12 protein-coding genes are annotated in these 19,975 nt (G+C 64.7%); 4 read left to right on the top strand and 8 right to left on the bottom strand.

Going from position 1 to position 19,975, the window contains the following annotated elements:
* Nucleotides 1–415: 415 nt before the first annotated feature.
* Together F3H95_RS20580 and F3H95_RS20585 are read left to right on the top strand one after the other, a co-directional pair.
* Nucleotides 416–7,327: a hypothetical protein gene (locus F3H95_RS20580; RefSeq protein ID WP_149747378.1), complete on the top strand. Its 6,912-nt coding sequence runs from the start codon at nt 416–418 to the stop codon at nt 7,325–7,327.
* A 176-nt stretch (nt 7,328–7,503) separates the two neighbouring features.
* Nucleotides 7,504–8,271 carry an NUDIX hydrolase gene (locus tag F3H95_RS20585; RefSeq protein ID WP_149747379.1) on the top strand — a complete coding sequence of 256 codons (768 nt, stop codon included), beginning with the start codon at nt 7,504–7,506 and terminating at the stop codon, nt 8,269–8,271.
* Between the two features lie 324 nt (nt 8,272–8,595).
* Here F3H95_RS20585 and F3H95_RS20590 read toward each other — a convergent pair whose 3' ends face one another.
* From F3H95_RS20590 to F3H95_RS20615, 6 genes are all read right to left on the bottom strand, one after another.
* Nucleotides 8,596–9,207: an ABC-type transport auxiliary lipoprotein family protein gene (locus tag F3H95_RS20590; protein ID WP_149747380.1), complete on the bottom strand. Its 612-nt coding sequence runs from the start codon at nt 9,205–9,207 to the stop codon at nt 8,596–8,598.
* Nucleotides 9,208–9,224: 17 nt separating this feature from the next.
* Entirely contained in the window at nt 9,225–10,595 is a 1,371-nt protein-coding gene (locus F3H95_RS20595) for an MlaD family protein (protein ID WP_149747381.1), read from the bottom strand.
* A gap of 4 nt (nt 10,596–10,599) precedes the next feature.
* The gene (locus tag F3H95_RS20600) at nt 10,600–11,445 is read right to left on the bottom strand and encodes an ATP-binding cassette domain-containing protein (RefSeq protein ID WP_149747382.1); all 846 of its coding nucleotides are present in this window, start codon (nt 11,443–11,445) and stop codon (nt 10,600–10,602) included.
* A 98-nt stretch (nt 11,446–11,543) separates the two neighbouring features.
* On the bottom strand, nt 11,544–12,701 hold the full coding sequence (locus F3H95_RS20605) for an MlaE family lipid ABC transporter permease subunit (RefSeq protein WP_149747431.1): 1,158 nt from the start codon (nt 12,699–12,701) through the stop codon (nt 11,544–11,546).
* A 181-nt stretch (nt 12,702–12,882) separates the two neighbouring features.
* Nucleotides 12,883–14,073: an MFS transporter gene (locus F3H95_RS20610; RefSeq protein ID WP_149747383.1), complete on the bottom strand. Its 1,191-nt coding sequence runs from the start codon at nt 14,071–14,073 to the stop codon at nt 12,883–12,885.
* Nucleotides 14,074–14,173: 100 nt separating this feature from the next.
* The gene (locus F3H95_RS20615) at nt 14,174–15,013 is read right to left on the bottom strand and encodes a UDP-2,3-diacylglucosamine diphosphatase (RefSeq protein ID WP_149747384.1); all 840 of its coding nucleotides are present in this window, start codon (nt 15,011–15,013) and stop codon (nt 14,174–14,176) included.
* 236 nt (nt 15,014–15,249) lie between these two features.
* Here F3H95_RS20615 and F3H95_RS20620 point away from each other — a divergent pair, with 236 nt between their 5' ends.
* Entirely contained in the window at nt 15,250–17,577 is a 2,328-nt protein-coding gene (locus F3H95_RS20620; protein ID WP_149747385.1) for an NADP-dependent malic enzyme, read from the top strand.
* A gap of 97 nt (nt 17,578–17,674) precedes the next feature.
* The gene (locus F3H95_RS20625; RefSeq protein ID WP_149747386.1) at nt 17,675–18,385 is read left to right on the top strand and encodes a hypothetical protein; all 711 of its coding nucleotides are present in this window, start codon (nt 17,675–17,677) and stop codon (nt 18,383–18,385) included.
* Nucleotides 18,386–18,395: 10 nt separating this feature from the next.
* Here the strand turns inward: F3H95_RS20625 and bluB are convergent, their stop codons facing one another.
* Nucleotides 18,396–19,106, bottom strand: coding sequence for a 5,6-dimethylbenzimidazole synthase (bluB, locus tag F3H95_RS20630; protein ID WP_149747387.1), 711 nt, complete (start codon nt 19,104–19,106; stop codon nt 18,396–18,398).
* 6 nt (nt 19,107–19,112) lie between these two features.
* Nucleotides 19,113–19,943: a TolB family protein gene (locus F3H95_RS20635; protein WP_149747388.1), complete on the bottom strand. Its 831-nt coding sequence runs from the start codon at nt 19,941–19,943 to the stop codon at nt 19,113–19,115.
* Nucleotides 19,944–19,975: the final 32 nt, after the last annotated feature.

A 19,975-nucleotide genomic window follows, 5' to 3' on the forward strand; every position in this document is an offset into this window, starting at 1 on the left:
GCTATTCCCTTAAATTCCGGCGCAAAGACGGCAGATTTTTTTTAGGATATGGTTAATTTCCCGTAACTCGCACGAAATCAAGGGAAATCCGCTCCTGTCGAGGTTTAAAATCTGTTAACAACAATGTCGCGCAGGAACTGCATCCGGGCCCAGAATTGTGTCGGCATGCTGAATGTGCCACTACAGTACGATGAAGACTGGTGTGGGCATGAGGCCTGTACCAGCCTGGGTGCCCCGCTAAGCCTTTCTTATGACGTGTTTGCGCAGGAAGGCTGCCAGCGGGTTTGGAATGGACCGGAACAGCCGCAAGCCCGGACTTGCGACGGAACCGGCCCGGCAGACGGCCAGTTGCGCCTCTCGCGGCACGGCGCAATGTCCCGTCGACCGGTTGAGTATGGTAACGAGGCGTAACCGCATGGCTAAGAATCCGAACAGCGAGTCGATCGACGAGACGGCCTTCCAGGCGCTGGAAGACGCGCTGAAGATCGACTTCAATGACGAGCCACAGGCGACGCCGAAAAAGCGATCCGCTCCCCCTTCGCCGGAGGCATCCGCCGTGCAGGACACCCCCAAGCAGCGCCCCGCCTCGCAATCGGCTCCACAGGCGACCCCACAGGCCGCCCGCCAGCGTGCGCAGGAAACGCCGCGCCCTGGCGCAGCCGCCGAACCGAAATCTCCCACATTCGAGCCCGCCAACGACAGCGGCCGTCGCAGCACGTCGAGCATCATGCGGTCGCTCGAAAGCGGATCGATGCGCTCGGCCCTGCGCAATGCCGGCATCGTCTCGCTGCTCTGGGCGGTCGGTGGCGCCGGCCTCGGACAGCTTCTCTATGGCGGCCAGATGCGCCAGATGGCATCCCTTGCCGATCTCGTCGCCATGCCCGGCCTTGTCGCCGTCATCATCGGCATCGTCGTGCCGGTCATGCTGTTCTTCGCCTTTGCCATCATGATGGCCCGCGCCCAGGACCTGCGGAATGCGGCGCGCTCCATGGCCGAGGTGGCGCTGCGTCTCGCCGAGCCGGAAACCATCGCCTCCGAGCGCATCATGTCGGTCGGTCAGGCCGTACGCCGCGAAGTCTCGGCCATGAACGAAGGCATCGAGCGCACGATTGCCCGCGCGACAGAGCTCGAAACGCTCGTGCATTCGGAAGTGAATGCGCTGGAGCGCAGCTATGCCGACAACGAGATGCGCGTGCGCGGCCTCGTGCATGAACTGGGCTCCGAGCGCGACGCCATCGTCAACCATGCCGAGCGCATCCGCACCTCCATCGTCGGCGCGCATGAGCAGATGAAGGAAGAGCTGTCGCTGGCGACGGAGGAGATTGCCGTGCGTCTCGCAACATCGGGCGAAGCCTTCGCCTCGATGATCGACACGCGCGCCGCCCTTCTCATGGAAAAATCGAATGCCGCCGGCGAAGCGCTGGGCTCGCTGCTTGCCGCCAAGACCGAAGGCGTCATTGCAGCCCTCAACACCTCCGGCTCCACGCTCGCCGCCGAATTCGACAGCCGCCTCGGCCATCTCGGTTCGACGCTGGCCGCCCGCGGCAACGAGATTGTCAGCCAGTTCGAGACGCGTGCCTCCACGCTCGACGCCAGCACCGAAAAGCTGAACGCCGCGCTCAACGAGCGCACCCGCCTGCTCAACGAAACGCTGCTGGCCCGCACCCGCGAAATCAACGAGACGCTGACCGATGGCGAGCGCGCCCTCAGCGGCACGCTCGGCACGGTGCTGACCTCGCTCAACCGCTCGCTCGACGAGAAGGGTGCAAGTTTCCGGCAGAACCTGCAGACGGCTGCAGACGATGCCATCATGGATCTCGACCTGCGCACGGGCCTGTTCGAAGAGCGCCTGCAGGGCACCATCGGCCAATTGAGCGCAACCTTCGATACGGGCCTTGAGGAATTCACCAGCGCCTTCGACCAGCGGTCCGGCTCGCTCGGCACCAAGCTGACCGAAAGCCTTGCCAGCATCCGCGACACCCTGAACGGCGGCACGGATTCACTGGAAGGCCTGTTGACAAGCAGCGTCGAGCGCATCAGCTCGACCTTCACCGATCATTCGCTGGCGATCGCCACGACGCTCGGCACCAGTCAGGAACTGATCGAAACCACGCTGGAGGGGGGCAGCAGCCAGCTGTCCGAAGCGCTCGATGCCCGCACCCGTCGCCTCGCCGCCGACTTGGACGAGCGCAACCGCGCCCTCAACGAGGGGCTGGAGTCCCGCAGCCGCGGCCTGATCGAGGATCTGGACAGCCGCACCCGCCAGCTGGACGACACGCTTGATGTCCGCACACGCGGCCTTTCCGAAACGCTGGAAGAGCGCCATCGTCGCCTGTCCGAGAGCATGGACGAGCGCACCCGTCAGCTCACCGAAGGCTTTGACGCCCGCGCCCGCGTGTTCGAAGAGAGCCTCGACAACCGCAGCCGCATTCTCGTCGACGATCTCGACCAGCGCAGCCAGTCTCTCGACAGCAGCCTCGATGCGCGCAGCCGCCAGATCACCGAATCGATCGACACCCGCAGCCGCAGCCTGCTCGAACATCTCGACAGCCGCAGCCAGAGCCTGGACAGCAATCTTGATGCCCGTGGCCGGCAGATCACCGAAGGCCTCGACACGCTGAGCCGGACGCTGATCGGCGACATCGATACGCGGACGCAGGATCTCGACAGCCGCCTCGATGCCCGCGCACGGGCCCTGACCGAGAGCATCGACCAGACCGGCCGCAGCCTGACCGACACCTTTGACGAGCGCTCGCGCGACCTGCTCGAAGGGCTCGACAGCCGCGGCAACCGAATCACGGGCGCCCTCGCCGCACGCACCGCAGAACTGACCGACAGCATCGGCAATGCGCATCAACGCATCGACGCCGTGCTTTCGGAACGCAGCCAGATGCTGGCCGGCGCGCTCTCCGACAGCCAGACCCGCTTCGAGGAACGCCTCTCCGAACGCTCCGCCACCCTGATGCAGTCGCTCGAGACCGGCCACCAGCGCTTTGCCGAAACCTTCGGCAGCCGGGCGGATGCCCTCGAAAACACCGTCTCCGGCGCGCCGGAGCGCATGGCCGGCCTCCTCGACAGCCGCATCGACGCCATGTCGCGCACGCTGTCCGACGGCCATGGCCGTATGGAAGCCGATCTTGACCGTCGCGTCGATGCGTTCGGCCAGATGGTTGCCTCCGGAACCGAGCGCCTCGGCGATGCCTTGGACGATCGCACCATGGCACTCAGTGCCACGATCGCGCTCAGCGAGGATCGCCTGTCGAGCGTCGTCGACGAAAAGACGGCATCGCTGATGTCAACCGTCGAACAGGCCGATTCGCGCATTGCCGAAAGCTTCGCGAGCCGCACGGAAGCCCTTCGCTCTGCCTATGCCGACAACCAGCAGCGGCTCGACCAGACGCTGGAAGCGCGCGCGACGGAACTCTCCCGGACGCTCTCCGATGGCCGTGACCGGATCGAGACCGATCTTGGCCGACGCGTCGATGAGTTCGGCCAGATGCTGACCACGGGCACAGAGCGCCTGGGCGATACTCTGGATGACCGCACCATGGCGCTGAGCGCCACCATTGCCGTCAGCGAGGACCGCCTGGCCAGCATGGTCGATGAGAAGACTGCGGCTCTGATGTCGACCGTCGAACAGGCCGATTCGCGCATCGAGCAGAGTTTTGTCAGCCGCACGGAGGCACTGCGTGCGGCCTATGCCGACAACCAGCAACGCCTGGACCAGTCGCTGGAAGGCCGCACCGCCGAACTCGCCCGCACGCTGATTGCCGGTCACGATGTGATCGACCGCACGCTTGGCGCCGCATCGGGCCGCATCGAAACGACGCTTGGCGACAATGCACGCCGCTTCGAAACCGGTCTTGGCGACGGCATCGACCGTGTCGAACAGGTTCTCGGCAGCAGCCAGGATCGAATCGCCGGTCTCGTTGATGGCGCTCGTCAGAACCTGGCCAGCACGCTGGACGATGGCCACGAACGTCTGCGCTCCACACTCGACAGCGGTCGCGACGCGCTGTCATCCACGCTGGGCGATGCACAGGCGCATCTCGGCGACCTGCTGCTTGATCAGGCCACCTCGATCGGCACCACGATCGCCACCAGCACCGGCATGCTGGAAATGTCGCTGGAAAGCCAGCAGGATGCGCTTCGCTCGGTCATTGATGGCGCGGGGATCGAACTGGAAGAACGCCTGCGCAGCACCGCCGGCGAAATCGCCGGCCGGCTCGGCGATGCCGCCCGCGAGATCACGGCCTCTGCCGACCAGTTCTCCAGCCGCGTCGAAGGCACCGTCGGCGGTGTTGCGACCACGCTGGACGATACCGGCCGCCGTATCGAGTCCACCTTCAGCGGACTGGAATCGCGCATTCGCAACCAGATCGGGGATGTCTCTTCGATGGTCGAAGGTGTCGGCCAGCAGCTGTCGCAGACGCTGGCAGAGCGCACCGACGCGCTGGAGCGCACCAATGCCGCAAGCCTCGAGCGGCTGGAAGGCACCTTCAGCCGTGGTACCGAGGAATTCCAGCGCATCAGCAACGAGGCGACGGACCGCATTGCCGGTTCCTTCGAGGCAGGCACCGCCCGCGTCGATGAGCGCCTGTCGACCATGGACCGCGCCATCACCATCGGCCTCGACAATGTCAGCCGCACCATCGAGGGCAAGGCTTCGACCCTCGCCGGCTCGCTGCGGGATGCCGTCTCCACCGCCGCCCGTGAATTCGACAGCGAAGCCATGCGCTCGGCCGAAACCCTGACGCAGGCCGGGGCGAAGTTTGCCGACGATCTCGACCAGCGCAATTCGGAATTCGCCCGCGCGCTTGAGGAGCGCTCCAACGAGATCGCGGGCCGCATCGGCGAGACGCAGAACCGTCTGGCCGGGCAGGCCGCAGCCGTGGCGCAAGCCTTCTCCGAGGCCGGCAATTCGATCATGAACAAGGTGTCCGAGGCGGAAAACCTCGTACAGCGTCAGGTCGGCAGCATCACCGGTGCGCTTGACGAGGCCGGGCGCACGCTCGATGCACGCGGTTCGGCGATCCGCACCGCCCTGTCGGACACGGCAAGCGCAATCGGCTCGACGCTCGAAACCGTCGACAGCACGATTGCCGCCCGCGGCGAAAGCATCCGCACGGCGCTCACAGAGACCACCGGCGAGGTCAATGCCGCGCTGGAGGCCGTCGACCGGGCGCTCGAAGCACGGGGCGAGGCGATCCGCGCCAGCCTGGACAACCGTTCCCGCGATCTCAACTCCATGCTGTCGGCCCGTTCGGCGGAACTTTCGCGCCTCATCGAGGAGCAGGCCCGTCCGCTCGTCGAGCAGTATGCCGAAACCGGCCGCAGCGCAGCGGAGCGTCTGGCTGCCGCAGCCGACGAGAGCGCCGAACGTCTGGTTGCCGCCGCCCAGCTCAATGCCCAGCGTCTGCGCAACGAGAACGGCTCGCTGGTCGAGGCGATCTCTGCCCGGACCAACGAAACGCTCGCCGCCATCAGCGACCGCACACAGCAGGCCGCAGGCACGATCCGCAGTGCCGAGCACAGCCTTGCCCACAGCGTCAATGATCTGATCACGCGGCTGGAAAACAGCAATACCGGCATTGCATCGCTGGTGGAGCATGCAGCCCGCGAAATCGGCATGACGGTGGAACAGGCCGCAGACCGGCTGGCGGATGCCGACCAGAAACTTGGCCAGACGGCCGCGCGCTTTACCGATGTCAGCACGCGCGCTGCCGATATGGTTTCGAGCTCCAGCCGCCTGCTGGAAAACAATGTCGACCGCCTCGGCCAGATTTCCGGCCAGACGCTGTCGCAGGTCGGTGGCATTGTCGGCCGCTTCGACGAATACAGCACGATGCTCGACCAGGCCTCGTCGCTGCTCGGCGCCGCTCAGTCCAACCTTGCCTCGACGCTCAGCGAACGCCAGGAAGCCCTGCGCACCCTGTCGGTCGGTCTCGTCAAGCGGTCCGAGGAAATCGAATCCAGCATGCGCGCGCTGTCCGGCGTCGTTGACGGCGCCTTCGACCGCGCCGAGGCCCGCTCGGCGGAAGTCGGCGCGCTGCTGCGCCAGAACCTGCAGGGTTCGTTCACCGACATCAACCGCTCGCTTGGCGAAGCCGAACAGCGTGCACAGCAGACGGCCGAGGGCATGCGCGCGGCGCTGACCCAGGCGAGCGACGACGCGCAGCGCGCCATCGAAGGCACGCTGACGGAGGCCGAGAAGCGCTCGCGGATGCTGGCCGAACGGATGCGCGGCGGCATTGCCGGTTCGCTCTCCGATGTCGAACGCCTGATGACGGAAGCCGCCGGCAAGTCCGATGTCGCCGCCGAACATCTGCGGAATACGCTGCGGCAGTCTGTCGAGGAGGCGATTTCCCGCTTCGCCGGCGCCACGGAGGAAATCCGCCGCTCGGCCGGCGAGATCCGCCGCGAACTGGACGATACCCGCGCCGAACTGAAGCGTGGCGCCTTCGACCTGCCGGAAGAGGCCAAGGAAAGCGCTGCGGCCATGCGGCGCGCGGTGGCCGAACAGATCAAGGCCCTGCAGGATATTTCCGCGATTGTCGGCAAGTCCGCGCAGACGCTGGAAATCTCACAGCCCGCCGCCGCCGCTCCGCGCCAGCCGGCTGCACAGCCACAGAGCTTTGCGCCTGCCCCGGCAGCCCCTGCCCGGCCGCAGCAACAGACCGTCTCCTATGGCAACCGGCCGCCGATGGCACCTGCACAACCCGCCCCCCGGCCCGCCCCCCGGCAGGAGGCCGTGAGTGGTGGCCTGCGCGGCAGCCTGCCTGCGGACCGCAGCCCGGCCGTCGCACAGCGCCAGCCGGAAGCGCCCGCCGCACGCGGTGGTGAAGGCGGCGGCTGGATCAGCGACCTGTTGCGCGGCGCCTCCCGTGAGGACGCTCCGCAGGCCCCGGCAGCACCCGTACGCCAGCCGGCGCAGCGGACCGCCGAGCCGCAGGCACGTGCCGCCGACGGCCGCAACCCGCGCCACATGGTCGAGTCGCTTAACTCGCTCTCGGTCGATATAGCGCGTGCCATCGATCACGATGCCTCGGTCGAACTGTGGCGGCGCTACCAGCGCGGCGAGCGTGACGTCTTCACCCGCCGGCTCTATACGCTGAAAGGCCAGCAGACCTTTGACGAGATCAAGCGCAAGTACGACCGCGAGCCGGAATTCCGCACCGCCGTCGACCGCTACATCGCCGATTTCGAAAAGCTGTTGAACGATGTTGCCCGCACCGACCGCGACCGCAGCGTCACCCAGAGCTATCTGACCTCGGATACCGGCAAGGTCTATACCATGCTTGCCCACGCCGCCGGTCGTTTCAACTGAGCGGCGCGGAGCGCGACGGCTTCCACATCACGGGTTCCCGTCTTCGGACGGGGACCTGATTTGCATTTAGGCCTCTGCCTGCCTCTGGCTGCCGGACAGGATTGCGGTTGAGGCCGGTGCGGGTTTTCGGCCGAACAGTCACCGGGCCGATGGCCCGAAGACAGGAGGCGCGCTCCATGTTTGCCGGTCAACCGTTCAGCATTCCCGTCGACTGCGTAGCGTGCACCAGTCGCGGACGCTTCGAACTCGCCGGTCCGGTGGAAGCCGCCCGCAGGGTTGCATGGGACGCCCATCGCGCCCAGAATGCCTCGGCCTTCGATGGCAGCCTGCTGCGGCTGGATGACCTGCGCGTGGACCAGGGGCGACTGGTGCTTCAGGCAAGCCGGACCTGCTATTCCGCCTATGTGGCGACCCGACATCCGGAGTTTGCGGTCGCGCATCCCGATGCCCGGAGAGCCGATCCGCTCGGCATGACCGCTCTTGTGGTGACCGCAGACGACCATGTCATCGTGACGCGCCGCAGCCTGACGGCGGATCAGAATCCGGGAGCGCTCTATCTGATCGGAGGCTATGCGGAACCGCCGGAGGTGGATGGCAGTGTTGATCTCTTCCAGGAAATCGCCCGCGAGATCGCGGAGGAAATCGCCGTGACGGATCTCGTCCGGTCGGCATCCTCCGCCATCGGCATGGGCTATGATCCGGTCTTCTGCCACCCGGAGCTTTTCTTCGTCACCCCCAGCCGTTCGAGCGCGGCGGACATTCTCAAGGTTGCTCGCCAAGCGCGGGATCGCGGCGAAGCCAGCCGGATCCTCGCCTACCCGCTTGCCGCGTTTTTCTCTGGCCGTTCCGTTCTCGCCGATGCGCCGGAAACATGGAGTTTCATCACTGCGCGCAGCTTCCTCCTTCGCCATCTTGAGGCAAAGGGCGGGATCGCAAACATATAGGTCAGATCTGGCTGGCTCTTAGCGGCCCTCCCGTCCGAGGACCGGAAGCGCTGAACGGCCCGGAGCAGGCCGGAGATGTGATGTCGGACAGCCGGCCGGGCAACAGCAGGCCCGCAATCAAGGCGCATACGCTGGGCGGCAGACAAGGTTCTGAGCGTTGACGTCCTCGGCGAACCATTGCCAGCAGAGGCTCTTAACCAACGGGAGCCCAGCAACCGTTCTCTGCAAGGAGCACGGCTTTCCGCTGGCATCACGATCCTACCGCCGCGAGGCTCGGACAGGGAGAGTGGCAGCCGCCGCGGAGCGGCCATCCAGGCCAGCGCCTTAGAGCGCGCGCAACGTCCAGTCGACGATCTCGCCGCCCACCTTGGCAAAGGCACGATTGATGCCGGCAATGAACTGGTCGTTCGCCTCGCCCGTCACCGGCACGCTGGCGCGGAAGACGTTCTGCGCCTTGATCGAGCCGTTGCGGTCATTCAGCAGCTTGGCGGAAATTTCCACCGTCGCCACACGCGGGCTGCCAGTGCTCACCTCGAAGGCCCGGATTTCGGTCACGACCTGATAGTCGATCGCCAGCCCCTGCCCGGGGATGCCGACACCGGCCAGCTTGCGGCTGTTCTCGAAGGCCTGCACCAGCTTCGCCTGCACCATGCGCGGCAGACGGTCGCCCCAGCGGGAATTGGCGAGATACTGCACCTCGGAGGGCGAGACGCGCACCACCACCTGATCGCTGTCGAGCAGCTTGAGGGCCGTCGGCTCCGGAATCAGGATCTGGCGACTGCTGCGCGCCGGGCCGTCAACCGAGGGCGCAAGCCCCAGGTCGAAGGTATCGTTCTTCGCCTGCGTTCCACAGCCTGCAACAAGCAGTGCCATCAGAGGCAGGGCAAGGAAGGAGCGGGCTCTCACCGGTCCCTTGGTCTTCTGGGTGTCCGTCATGCTCGTCTCACTCCCCCTCAACGCCGGGTCCTGCCGTCATATTCTTTCACCGTATCACCGCCAAAAATCAGCCGCTGCGGGTTCTGGTCGAAGTTGGTGATGGTCTGATTGAGATTGTCCACTGCCCGGCGCGTATCGGTGACCAGCGACTGCACGTCGCGAAGGCCAGTGCCGGAGAAGCGCGCCAGATTGTCGGCAATCGGGCCTATGCGGGCGTTCAGGTTGTCGGCGGTGGCGCGGATCGATTCCAGCGTCTTCTGCGCCTCGGCGAACAGGCCCTGGGAATCCGTGCCGCTCACCATGCCGTCAACCTTGGCAAGAATGCCGTCGACGCGGCTGGAGGCCTGATTCAGTTTCTGAGACAATTCCTGGAAGTTCTCGATCGCCTTGTTGATATCGTCGCGACGGTCGGCCACGCCATCCACCAGCTGGCGGGCAGACGCAATGGCGCTGCGGGCATCGGCACTGGCGTCGGTGATGTTGCTCACCGCATGGTTTACCTTGTCGGCATCGACGGCGGCCAGCAGGCTGTCGGCGCGCTTCAGCACCGATTGCGCCTCGACGCCGGCCTGATTGAAGCCGCTCGCCGCCTCGCGGACCTGCGACATGATCGTGTCGAGCTGGCCGGTCGACTGGGCAATGTCACCCGTCACCTTCTCGGCATTGGAGACGATGTTGTTGATCTTGTTGGAATCGACGGCGCGCACCAGGCTGTCCACGGCTTCCAGCGTCGAATCCAGCCGTTGGGAGACGCCATTGAAGGTGACGGCAAGCGTCGACAGGCTCTTCAGGAACTCATCGATGGCATTGGAATTGGCACTCAGTGCGCCGGTGAAGGCTTCCGCATGCTCGATGGTGCGGGTCAGCGGTCCGCGCGCATCGGTCACAAACCCCTGGATCTGGCCGATTGCATCGTCCGCGCGCTGGAGAATCTTGTCGGCGGTGGCAAGCAGGTTGGTGACGCTCGACTGGTCGGCGATCAGCACGGCCGGGCGCCCGGTCTCCTCCGACTTCTTGAGCAGATTGTCCTCGCCGGTGCGCCCGCCGGACAGCTCGATATAGGCTGCTCCCGTCAGGCCCTGCACTTCCAGCACGGCCTTGGTCGACGGATAGATCGGCGCGGTTGTCTGCACTTCGGTGAAGGCGATCGAATAGCGCGGATCCTCGGGATCGATGGCAAGGCTGCGCACCGAACCGACCTGGATGCCGTTGAAGCGCACCGCGGAGCCGACGGAAAGGCCGTTGGCCGACCCCGGAATGCGGATGGCCAGTTCCGACATCGGTCCACCACGACCATATTGCGCCATCCAGTAGACGAAGCCGAAGGCGGCTGCGACAACCAGAAGCGTGAAGAAACCGACGATGGCGTAGTTGGCTTTCGTTTCCATGATCTTATGACTTTCCTGGCACCTGGCCGGCATTCTGGTCGTCGGTCACGATACTGCGGGCCCGCTTGCCGCGGAAATAGGACTGCACCCACGGATCGTCGCAGGCGAGCATATCATCCAGCGTCCCCTCGACGAGCACCCGCTTCTTGCCGAGGACCGCGATGCGGTCACAGACGGAGAAGAGGCTGTCGAGATCGTGCGTGACCATATAGACCGTGAGGCCCAGCGTATCGCGCAATCGTGCTATCAGCATGTCGAATTCGGCGGCCCCGATGGGATCGAGACCGGAGGTCGGCTCGTCGAGGAAGACGAGCGCCGGATCAAGCGCCAGCGCCCGCGCCAGGGCGGCACGCTTGATCATGCCGCCCGAGAGTTCGGACGGATACTTGTCGGCAGCGTCGAGGGCGAGCCCCACCATGTCGATCTTCAGATAGGCCAGTTCGTCCATCAGCGACTGCGGCAGATCGAGATATTCCCGCATCGGCAACTGGATGTTTTCCTTGACCGTCAGCGAGGAAAAGAGCGCCCCCTGCTGGAACAGCACGCCGAGCTGCATGTCGAGCGCCATGCGCTGGCGCTGGTCGGCCTTTTCGTAATCGACGCCGAGAATGTGGATCGAGCCGGAACGGTGCGGCAGAAGTCTGAGCACCGTGCGCATCAGCACCGACTTGCCGGTGCCGGAGGCCCCGACGAAACCGAGGATCTCGCCGCGATAGATGTCGAGATCGAGGTTTTCAAGCACCGTCTTCTGACCGAAACCAACGGTCAGGTTGCGCACGGAGAGGATCACCCGGTCATCATCCGGATGGCTTTCCGCCTCGATCGCCTGTTCCTGAACTGCCATGCGCATCCCTGGGTCAAAACTCACTCAACGCGATGACGGGCCCCTTGCCGGCGCCCGCCGTCTTCTTCATGCCTTTGCCCCCGCACCGCATCGCCTCTGTTATCCTAGAAATTGATGGCGGAATAGAAGATGGCGAACAGCGCATCCATCAGGATGACGACGAAAATCGCCTTCACCACCGAAGCCGTGACATGCTGGCCGAGCGATTCGGCACTGCCGCCGACCTTCAGCCCCTCGACGGCCGCAACGATGCCGATGGCAAGCGCCATGAACGGCGCCTTGATCATGCCTGACGCCACCGAGGAATAGTCCACCGCCTCGTGCAGGCGGCCGAGGAAGGTCTCGAAGGTGATGTCCGAATAGAGCCAGGCGACGATGGAGGCGCCGTAAAGTGCGGAAAAATTGGCAACGATGGTCAACAGCGGCAGCGCGATGGTGAGCGCCACCAGCCGCGGGAACACGAGAACGCCGACCGGATTGAGACCGATCACCGTCAGCGCGTCGATTTCCTCGCGCATCTTCATCGATCCGATTTCGGCGGTGATCGCGCTGCCGGAGCGGCCTGCAATCATGATTGCCGTCAGCAGCACGCCGATTTCGCGCAGCTGCAAAATGCCGACCAGATCAACGACAAACAACTCGGCGCCAAAATAGCGCAGCTGGAAGGCGCCCTGCTGGGCAATGATCGCACCGATCAGGAAGGACATCAGGACGATGATCGGTACGGCGCGCACGCCCATACGGTCGATATGCGTCACGACGGATGCCGGTGTCACGCCTGTGCTGCGGCCAAGCTTCATCTGGGCGCCGGCAACCGCCGAACCCAGAATGTTCATGCCGGCCACGGCATCCGCATGGAATTCCATCACGGTGCGGCCAACAGGATCGAAGATACGCTGGAACAGCGTGGCGCGCGCGGCGCCTGCTGCGGCGGGTGCAGGCGTCGTTTCGGGCAGAACCTCGAGCAGATCCTTCAGCGCGTCGCTTGCACCGATCAGCACGACGTCGGCGCCAGCCTGCTGGCGGGCGCTGACCAGCCGGCGAATGAGCCATGCACCGGCGGTATCGACGTGTTCCATCGCGGAGACATCGAGTTCGAGACGGCCCTCGCCGCCTTTCTTTTCGATCGCCAGCAACTGGTTGATGACGGAGGAAATGCCGCGGCTCCGCCAGTCACCGGACAGGACAAGGCGTTGCCCTGTCCCTGCCGAATCGTCCTGTTCGATCGTGGCTTGCGGCCCATTGGCACGCTTCGGCTTCATATGCATCTATCGCTGCTCGGGCGCACGGTTTGTTCCCACCGATGAGAGCTGCAATATAGCCGCCGGCTGGACAATTGCCATGCGGGGCGGATGGAAAAACCGGCTCCCGTCACCGCAAAGCCACAACGAATCGCGCAGGTTGTCTTCCACACCACACAGGAAACGCCGGATGTACGCGCCGTCACCGCGCAGTGGCAGGCGCATCGACCACCTTCCGGGCAGCCAGCAGCACCAGCACCAGCCCGCAGGCCGCCGTCAGCGCCATGGCATAATAGCCCTCCTGGCCGAAATGCCGGTAGATCACCCCGGAGAGAAAGGTCGAGCCGGCCAGGAAGGCGCCGCTGTAGAAGAAATAGGTGCCCTGCACCGTCGATTCCTGGCTTTCGTGAACACTCTCCACGATCTTCTGCTGCAGGCCGAAGTGCAGGAAGGCGAAGCTGAAGGCATGACAGCATTGCAGGAGAAGCGCCGGCACGATGCCGAGCGGCTGGACGAACAGCACCCAGCGCAGGATTGCCACCAGCGAGCCGAAGACGATCAGCCGGATCGGCGTCACGCGCCGCGCAATCTGGCCCGAGAGAAAGAAGAACAGGATTTCCGCCATCACGCCGGCCGACCAGAGAAGGCCGATCTCGGAACCGGAAAAGCCGATGCTTTCCCAGTGAATGGCGGAAAAGGCATAATACATCCCGTGGGTGCACTGCACGACCGTGCAGCCGATCATCAGCAGATGCAGGCCGGGCGGGAGCGCGCGAGCCGATCCACGCGCTGCGGCCGAGGCCGGACGGGCTGCCGCACGGCCGAGCCGCGGCACCGTCAGTGCCGCCATCAGCGTCAGCGAGAAGGCCAGAAGTGCGGCGAGCGGCACGACGGAAACCGAAAAATGTGCCATCGCCTGCCCGGCAAGCAGCGTCACCGCCACGAAGCCGATGGAGCCCCAGACGCGGATCGTGCCATAGCGGAGGCCCCAGCGGCGCACGCCCATCACGGTGATCGATTCCAGCACCGGCGTGAACGGCGCAAAGGCAGCCCCCTGCAGTCCGAAGATCACCAGCACCAGCCAGAAGCCGTTGACGACCATCAGGCCGATCGCGGTTGCGATAGACAGGATGGCCGAAATCAGCAGGATGCGCGCCCGCTCTGACAGCCGGTCGGCCAGCAGGCCGGCGAGCGGCGCGCTCATGACACGCAGCACGATCGGCAGCGACAGGATGAGGCCGATCTCCACATCGTTCAGCGCAAGCGACCGAAGCCATACGGGAAAATAGGGCAGAAGAACGCCGTTCACGCCAAGCGCGACCGCATAGGCGAAGGCACATCGGGCAGCAAACAGAGAGGGAATCGGCGGGGTGGAGACTGAAACTTGGGCCACGGGGGCTCCGGCATGGCATCGGGCGGGATGCCATGGCCTCTAGCACGACCGGTCCGTCCTGCCTATCCGCCTGCATGCAAGGAAGACGGGATCGCGCCCGTCAGGCGGCCTGCATGTCGCTTGCGGGTGACACCAGTGTCTGCGGCAGCGCAATCGGCTCCAGCACCTCGCTATCGCTCTGGATGACGCTCGAGCGCTGCCAGTTGATCAGTTCGAATGTCCCGTCCATGTGCTCGGCAATCGCCGTGCAGCTTTCCACCCAGTCGCCGGTGTTGATGTAGCGGATACCCTCGATATCCTCCATCACCGCGTGGTGGATGTGGCCGCAAATCACGCCGTCGACCTGGTGACGCCGCGCTTCCTCCGCCACCACCTTCTGGAATTCGCCGATGAAGTTGACGGCCTGCTTCACCTGCAGCTTGGCCCAGGCCGAAAACGACCAGTACGGCAGGTTGAGGCGACGACGGACGGCGGCCAGGACCACGTTGATGGCGATCGCCGCATCATAGGCCCAGTCGCCGAGATAGGCGAGCAGACGGATGTTGCGCACCACGACGTCGAATTCGTCGCCATGCAGCACGAGATATTTCTTGCCGTCTGCCGCTTCATGCACCGTGCGTTCCACCACCTCGATGCCGCCGAAGTGAATGCCCGGAAAATCGCGCAGGAATTCGTCGTGGTTGCCGGGAATGTAGACGATGCGCGCGCCCTTGCGGCCCTTGCGCAGCAGCTTCTGGATCACGTCGTTGCAGCCCTGCGGCCAGTACCAGCTGCGCTTCAACCGCCAGCCGTCGACGATGTCACCGACGAGATAGATCGTGTCCGCCTCGTGATGACGCAGGAAATCGAGCAGGAAATCGGTGCGCGCGGCCTTCGATCCCAGGTGAACGTCGGAAATGAACAGAGCCCGGAAATGACGTGTCTCGGCTGCCTCGGTCACGAAATTCACCCTTTCTACACACACCGCCCTCTGATTGTTCCAAACCAGACTCGTTTATCAGGAACATGACAGCGGCGGCGGATTAGGGGATCCAGTCCACGGCAACAGCCAGAATCGGCGCCTGCGCAACATTTTTCGGCGGTGATCACCGATATTTCAGTGCTGTTCCTGCCTTCCGTTTGATGTAAGAGACGCCCTAGACGAAAGACTGACACGACTGACACAAGGAGTTGGCGATGGAGCAGCAGCAGAAGGGGATGCCCGAAACGACCCCGGCCAAGGCGGACCTGGACGAACAGGCGCTTTTCTTCCACCGCTATCCGCGCCCCGGCAAGCTGGAGATCGTGCCGACCAAGCCGCTCGGCAACCAGCGCGATCTGGCGCTCGCCTATTCGCCGGGCGTGGCCGCCCCCTGCCTTGCCATCCGCGACAATCCGGAAACCGCAGCCGATTACACCGCGCGTGCCAACCTCGTGGCCGTCATCTCCAACGGAACGGCCGTGCTCGGCCTCGGCAATATCGGCCCGCTGGCGTCCAAGCCGGTGATGGAAGGCAAGGCCGTCCTCTTCAAGAAGTTTGCCGCCATCGATGTCTTCGACATCGAAATCGCCGCCGACACCGTCGACCAGATGGTCTCGACCATTTCGGCGCTGGAGCCCACCTTCGGCGGCATCAACCTGGAAGACATCAAGGCCCCGGAATGCTTCGAGGTCGAGAGCCAGCTGCGCGCCAGGATGAACATCCCGGTGTTCCATGATGACCAGCACGGCACGGCCATCATCGTGGCGGCCGCGATCCTCAACGGCCTGGAACTTGCCGGCAAGAAGATCGAGGACGTCAAGGTGGTCACCTCGGGCGCCGGTGCCGCCGCGCTCGCCTGTCTCAACCTGCTGGTCTCGCTTGGCGCCAGGCGGGAAAACATCTGGGTGCACGATATCGAAGGCCTCGTCTATGAAGGCCGCAACGTGCTGATGGACCCGTGGAAGGAAGTCTACGCCCAGAAGAGCGACAAGCGGGTGCTCGCCGAATCGATCGGCGGCGCCGATGTCTTCCTCGGTCTGTCGGCCGCCGGCGTGCTGAAGCCGGAACTTCTGGAACAGATGGCGGAAAAGCCGCTGATCATGGCGCTTGCCAACCCGACGCCGGAAATCATGCCGGAACTGGCGCGTGCGGCACGCCCCGACGCGATGATCTGCACCGGCCGTTCGGACTTCCCGAACCAGGTCAACAACGTTCTCTGCTTCCCCTACATCTTCCGCGGCGCGCTGGATTGCGGCGCGACCACCATCAACGAAGAGATGAAGATGGCGGCCGTCAAGGCCATTGCCGGCCTTGCCCGCGAAGAGATTTCCGATGTCGCGGCCCGCGCCTATGCGGACGAGACGCCGGTCTTCGGCCCGAACTACCTGATCCCCTCGCCGTTTGATCCGCGCCTCATCCTGCGCATTGCTCCGGCCGTTGCCAAGGCTGCGGCCGAGACCGGCGTCGCCTCTCGCCCGATCACCGATTTCGACCATTATCTCGACCAGCTGAACCGCTTCGTCTGGCGCTCCGGCTTCGTCATGAAGCCGATCTTCACCAGCGCCCGGCAGGCGGAGAAGAAGCGGGTGATCTTTGCCGAAGGCGAAGACGAGCGCGTGCTGCGCGCCGCCCAGGTTCTGCTCGAGGAAAAGACCGGCGTGCCGATCCTGATCGGCCGTCCCTCGGTCATCGAGGCGCGCCTGAAGCGCTTCGGCATCCGCATCCGGCCCAATGTCGATTTTGCCGTGGTCAATCCGGAAGACGATCCGCGCTACCGCGATTACGTGGATGATTATTTTGCACTGGTTGGCCGCGCCGGCATCAATCCGGAAGCCGCCCGCACCATTGTGCGCACCAACAACACGGTGATCGGTGCGCTCTCGGTCAAGCGCGGCGAGGCGGATGCGCTGATCTGCGGCGTCGAAGGCCGCTTCGACCGCCACCTCAAGGATGTCGGCCAGATCATCGGCAAGCGTCCGGGCGTCAAGGCCTTTTCCAGCCTCAGCCTGCTCATCACCCAGAAGGGGCCGGTCTTCTTCACCGACACCTTCGTCAACTACAATCCGACGCATGAGGAGATCGCCGAGATCACCGTGCTTGCCGCGCAGGAAATCCGCCGGTTCGGCATCACGCCGAAAGCTGCGCTGATCTGCCATTCCAATTTCGGATCGCGTAATTCCGAAAGCGCCCGCAAGATGCGCGACGCGCTGGAGCTGGTGCGCGAACGGGCGCCGGATCTGGAGGTGGATGGCGAGATGCAGGCGGGATCGGCACTTTCGGAATCGCTGCGCAAGCGCGCCATGCCCAACAGCGATCTCTCCGGCGAGGCCAACCTGCTGGTGTTCCCGAACCTCGATGCCGCCAACATCTCGCTCGGCATCGCGCGCACCATGATGGACGCGTTGCATGTCGGCCCGATCCTGCTCGGCACGGCCCAGCCGGCGCATATCCTGTCGACATCGGTCACCTCGCGCGGCGTGGTCAACATGGCAGCCCTTGCGGTGGTCGAAGCCTCGCATGCGGATTTCGCCACCACTGGCTAAACGCGATCCTTGCGCTAGGTTCCATCCGGACCTTATCAGATTGTCAATCTCGGGGCGGCATCCTGCCGCCTCGATCGACGAGAGCCGGAAACCTTCGATGCGGGTGACATCGCTTCTTTCCCTCCTGCTGGCCTTCGTGCCGGCAACCGCAATGGCGGCAGACAATGCCGCGCGCTGCCTGGCGCTCGGCAAGGAGATCGCCGCCACGCCGACAGTGACCGGCAACAGTGCCGAGGTGCGCACCTTCGCAGAGGCACTGGCCGAACAGAACCGCGAAATCCGCGAGATCCGTGTGGAGATCCAGCAGCTCGGCTGCCGCATCGGCCAGCCGGGCAGCAGCACGCTCACCTACCAGGACGGTTATCCGGACCCCTGCGCCGACATCACCGCGCGGCTGGCGTCGATGGAAACAAACCGGCGCGCGATCATCGCCAATCGCCAGGGACCGAAGCAGGTGATCCGGTCGCTCGGCCGCAACGAGGCGGATATCCGCAGGGAAATGCAGGCTCTGCGCTGTGGAGAGATCGATTTTTCGGCGCTCGAGCAGGAAAGGATGAAGCCTCGCGCCGCCATCCTGCCGGAACCGCCGCAGCCGCCGAAACCCACGGCAGCCGCGCCGGCCTCCTCGGTCTATGCGCCCCTGCAGGGCAAGATCGAGCCGCAACAATCGGCCCGTCGCGCCGGTCCGCCGGATCGCCCCTGGGACCCGAGCAAGCCGGTGCGGATGGTTGGCCCGGCCTTCTTCCCCAACGATCCGAGGATCGATCTCACCCATCCGGCAGGACCGCAGACGCAGCCGACCCAGTAGGCCGGCGCCCTCATTCCGTGCGTTCGGGCTCGCCCCAGCGCTCGCAAAAGACAAGGTCATCGAGATCCAGACGCTGTCGCCAGCCTTTCAGCGCCAGTTCCGGAGCCTGATAGAGTTCCTCGACATAGCCAAGGCAGAGCCAGGCGACGATCTCGACGCGGTCGGGAATACCCAGCAGGGCGCGCACGTCCTCGTCGCGGAAAATGCTGACCCAGCCGACGCCGACACCTTCGGCGCGCGCCGCCAGCCACAGGTTCTGCACGGCACAGACGGTCGAATAGACATCCATCCGCGGATTGTGGGTGCGTCCCAGCACCACAGGCCCTGCGCGGTCCGGATCGGAGGTGACGACGATGGAGAGCGGCGCCTTGCGGATGCCCTCCAGCTTCAGGCTGCGGTAAAGCGACTGCTTCTCATCGGCAAACAGGGCCGCCGCTTCGTCGTTGGCCTTCGAAAACGCCTCCCAGGCCCGCTGGCGCAGGTCTGCATCGCGGATCAGGATGAAGCTCCAGGGCTGCATGAAGCCCACGGACGGTGCGGCATGGGCCGCGTTGAGCAGGCGCTGCAGCAGATCCTCGGGCAGCGGGTCCGGCAGGAACTGGTCGCGCACGTCGCGCCGTGTATGGATGGCATGATAGATCGCGGCGCGCTCGGCATCCGCGAAGGGACCGGCCGGTGCAAGCCCTGCAGCCGGGCCGCAGGGGTTTTCGGGGTCGTTCATGCTCGCTCACTCCGCCGCAAAATAACGCACATAGGCAAAGGCTGCACCATCAGGTGACCAGTTGGGCGAATTCATGGTGCCCTGCCCGCCGAACAGCTCGAACAGCGTCTCCACGCCGCTGCCATCCGGGTTCATCAGCCGCACCCGGACATTAAGATCGCGCGGGTGGTCGAAGACATCTCCGTCATAGGACAGGAAGACGACCTTGCGCCCATCCGGCGAAGGATGGGGAAACCAGTCACCATAGGGGCTCTCGGTGATCCGTTCGGCCTTGCCGCCCTCTGCCGGGACACGCCAGACCTGCATGCGGCCGCTGCGGCTGGAGTTGAAATAGATAAAGCGACCATCCGGCGAATAATCGGGGCCGTCATTGCGGCCTTCGCCATGCGTCAGGCGCTGCTCATCGCTGCCATCGGTGCGGATGGTGTAGATGTCGAAGACATCGTTGCGGATGCCGCAATAGGTGAAGCGCGCACCATCCGGAGACCAGCCGTGCCAGTAGCTTGGCAGGTTCTGCGTCACCAGCTTCGGAACCCCGCCGTCCGCCGGCAGGATGTAGATGGCGGACTTGCCAAACTCGCATTTGTCGGAAATCGCGATGTGGCGGCCATCCGGTGCAATGCCATGGTCATTGTTGCAGCGGATGGCAAAGCCGGTGTCGATCGGTTCCGGGATCGCCTCCCCCGACAGAGGCAGACGATACATGCGCCCCTCGCTGTTCAGCATCAGGAAGCATCCATCCGGCGACCAGTTCGGGGCCTCGAACAGATCAGGCGTCTGCCAGACGACACGCGACGAACGGCTTGCAAGATCATAGATTTCGATGGAACTGCGCACATGGTCCTCCCGATCCTGGGACGCGTCGCTGG

The organism is Rhizobium sp. RU35A, from assembly GCF_900156005.1.
GTDB lineage: Bacteria > Pseudomonadota > Alphaproteobacteria > Rhizobiales > Rhizobiaceae > Neorhizobium > Neorhizobium straminoryzae.

Excerpts from the sequence above, each read along its gene's own strand:
- F3H95_RS20605 (WP_149747431.1), bottom strand. The coding sequence starts at position 12,701 with ATGAAGCCGAAGCGTGCCAATGGGCCGCAAGCCACGATCGAACAGGAC.
- F3H95_RS20580 (WP_149747378.1), top strand. The coding sequence starts at position 416 with ATGGCTAAGAATCCGAACAGCGAGTCGATCGACGAGACGGCCTTCCAG.
- F3H95_RS20600 (WP_149747382.1), bottom strand. The coding sequence starts at position 11,445 with ATGCGCATGGCAGTTCAGGAACAGGCGATCGAGGCGGAAAGCCATCCG.
- F3H95_RS20625 (WP_149747386.1), top strand. The coding sequence starts at position 17,675 with ATGCGGGTGACATCGCTTCTTTCCCTCCTGCTGGCCTTCGTGCCGGCA.
- F3H95_RS20590 (WP_149747380.1), bottom strand. The coding sequence starts at position 9,207 with ATGACGGACACCCAGAAGACCAAGGGACCGGTGAGAGCCCGCTCCTTC.
- F3H95_RS20620 (WP_149747385.1), top strand. The coding sequence starts at position 15,250 with ATGGAGCAGCAGCAGAAGGGGATGCCCGAAACGACCCCGGCCAAGGCG.
- F3H95_RS20585 (WP_149747379.1), top strand. The coding sequence starts at position 7,504 with ATGTTTGCCGGTCAACCGTTCAGCATTCCCGTCGACTGCGTAGCGTGC.
- F3H95_RS20595 (WP_149747381.1), bottom strand. The coding sequence starts at position 10,595 with ATGGAAACGAAAGCCAACTACGCCATCGTCGGTTTCTTCACGCTTCTG.
- bluB (WP_149747387.1), bottom strand. The coding sequence starts at position 19,106 with ATGAACGACCCCGAAAACCCCTGCGGCCCGGCTGCAGGGCTTGCACCG.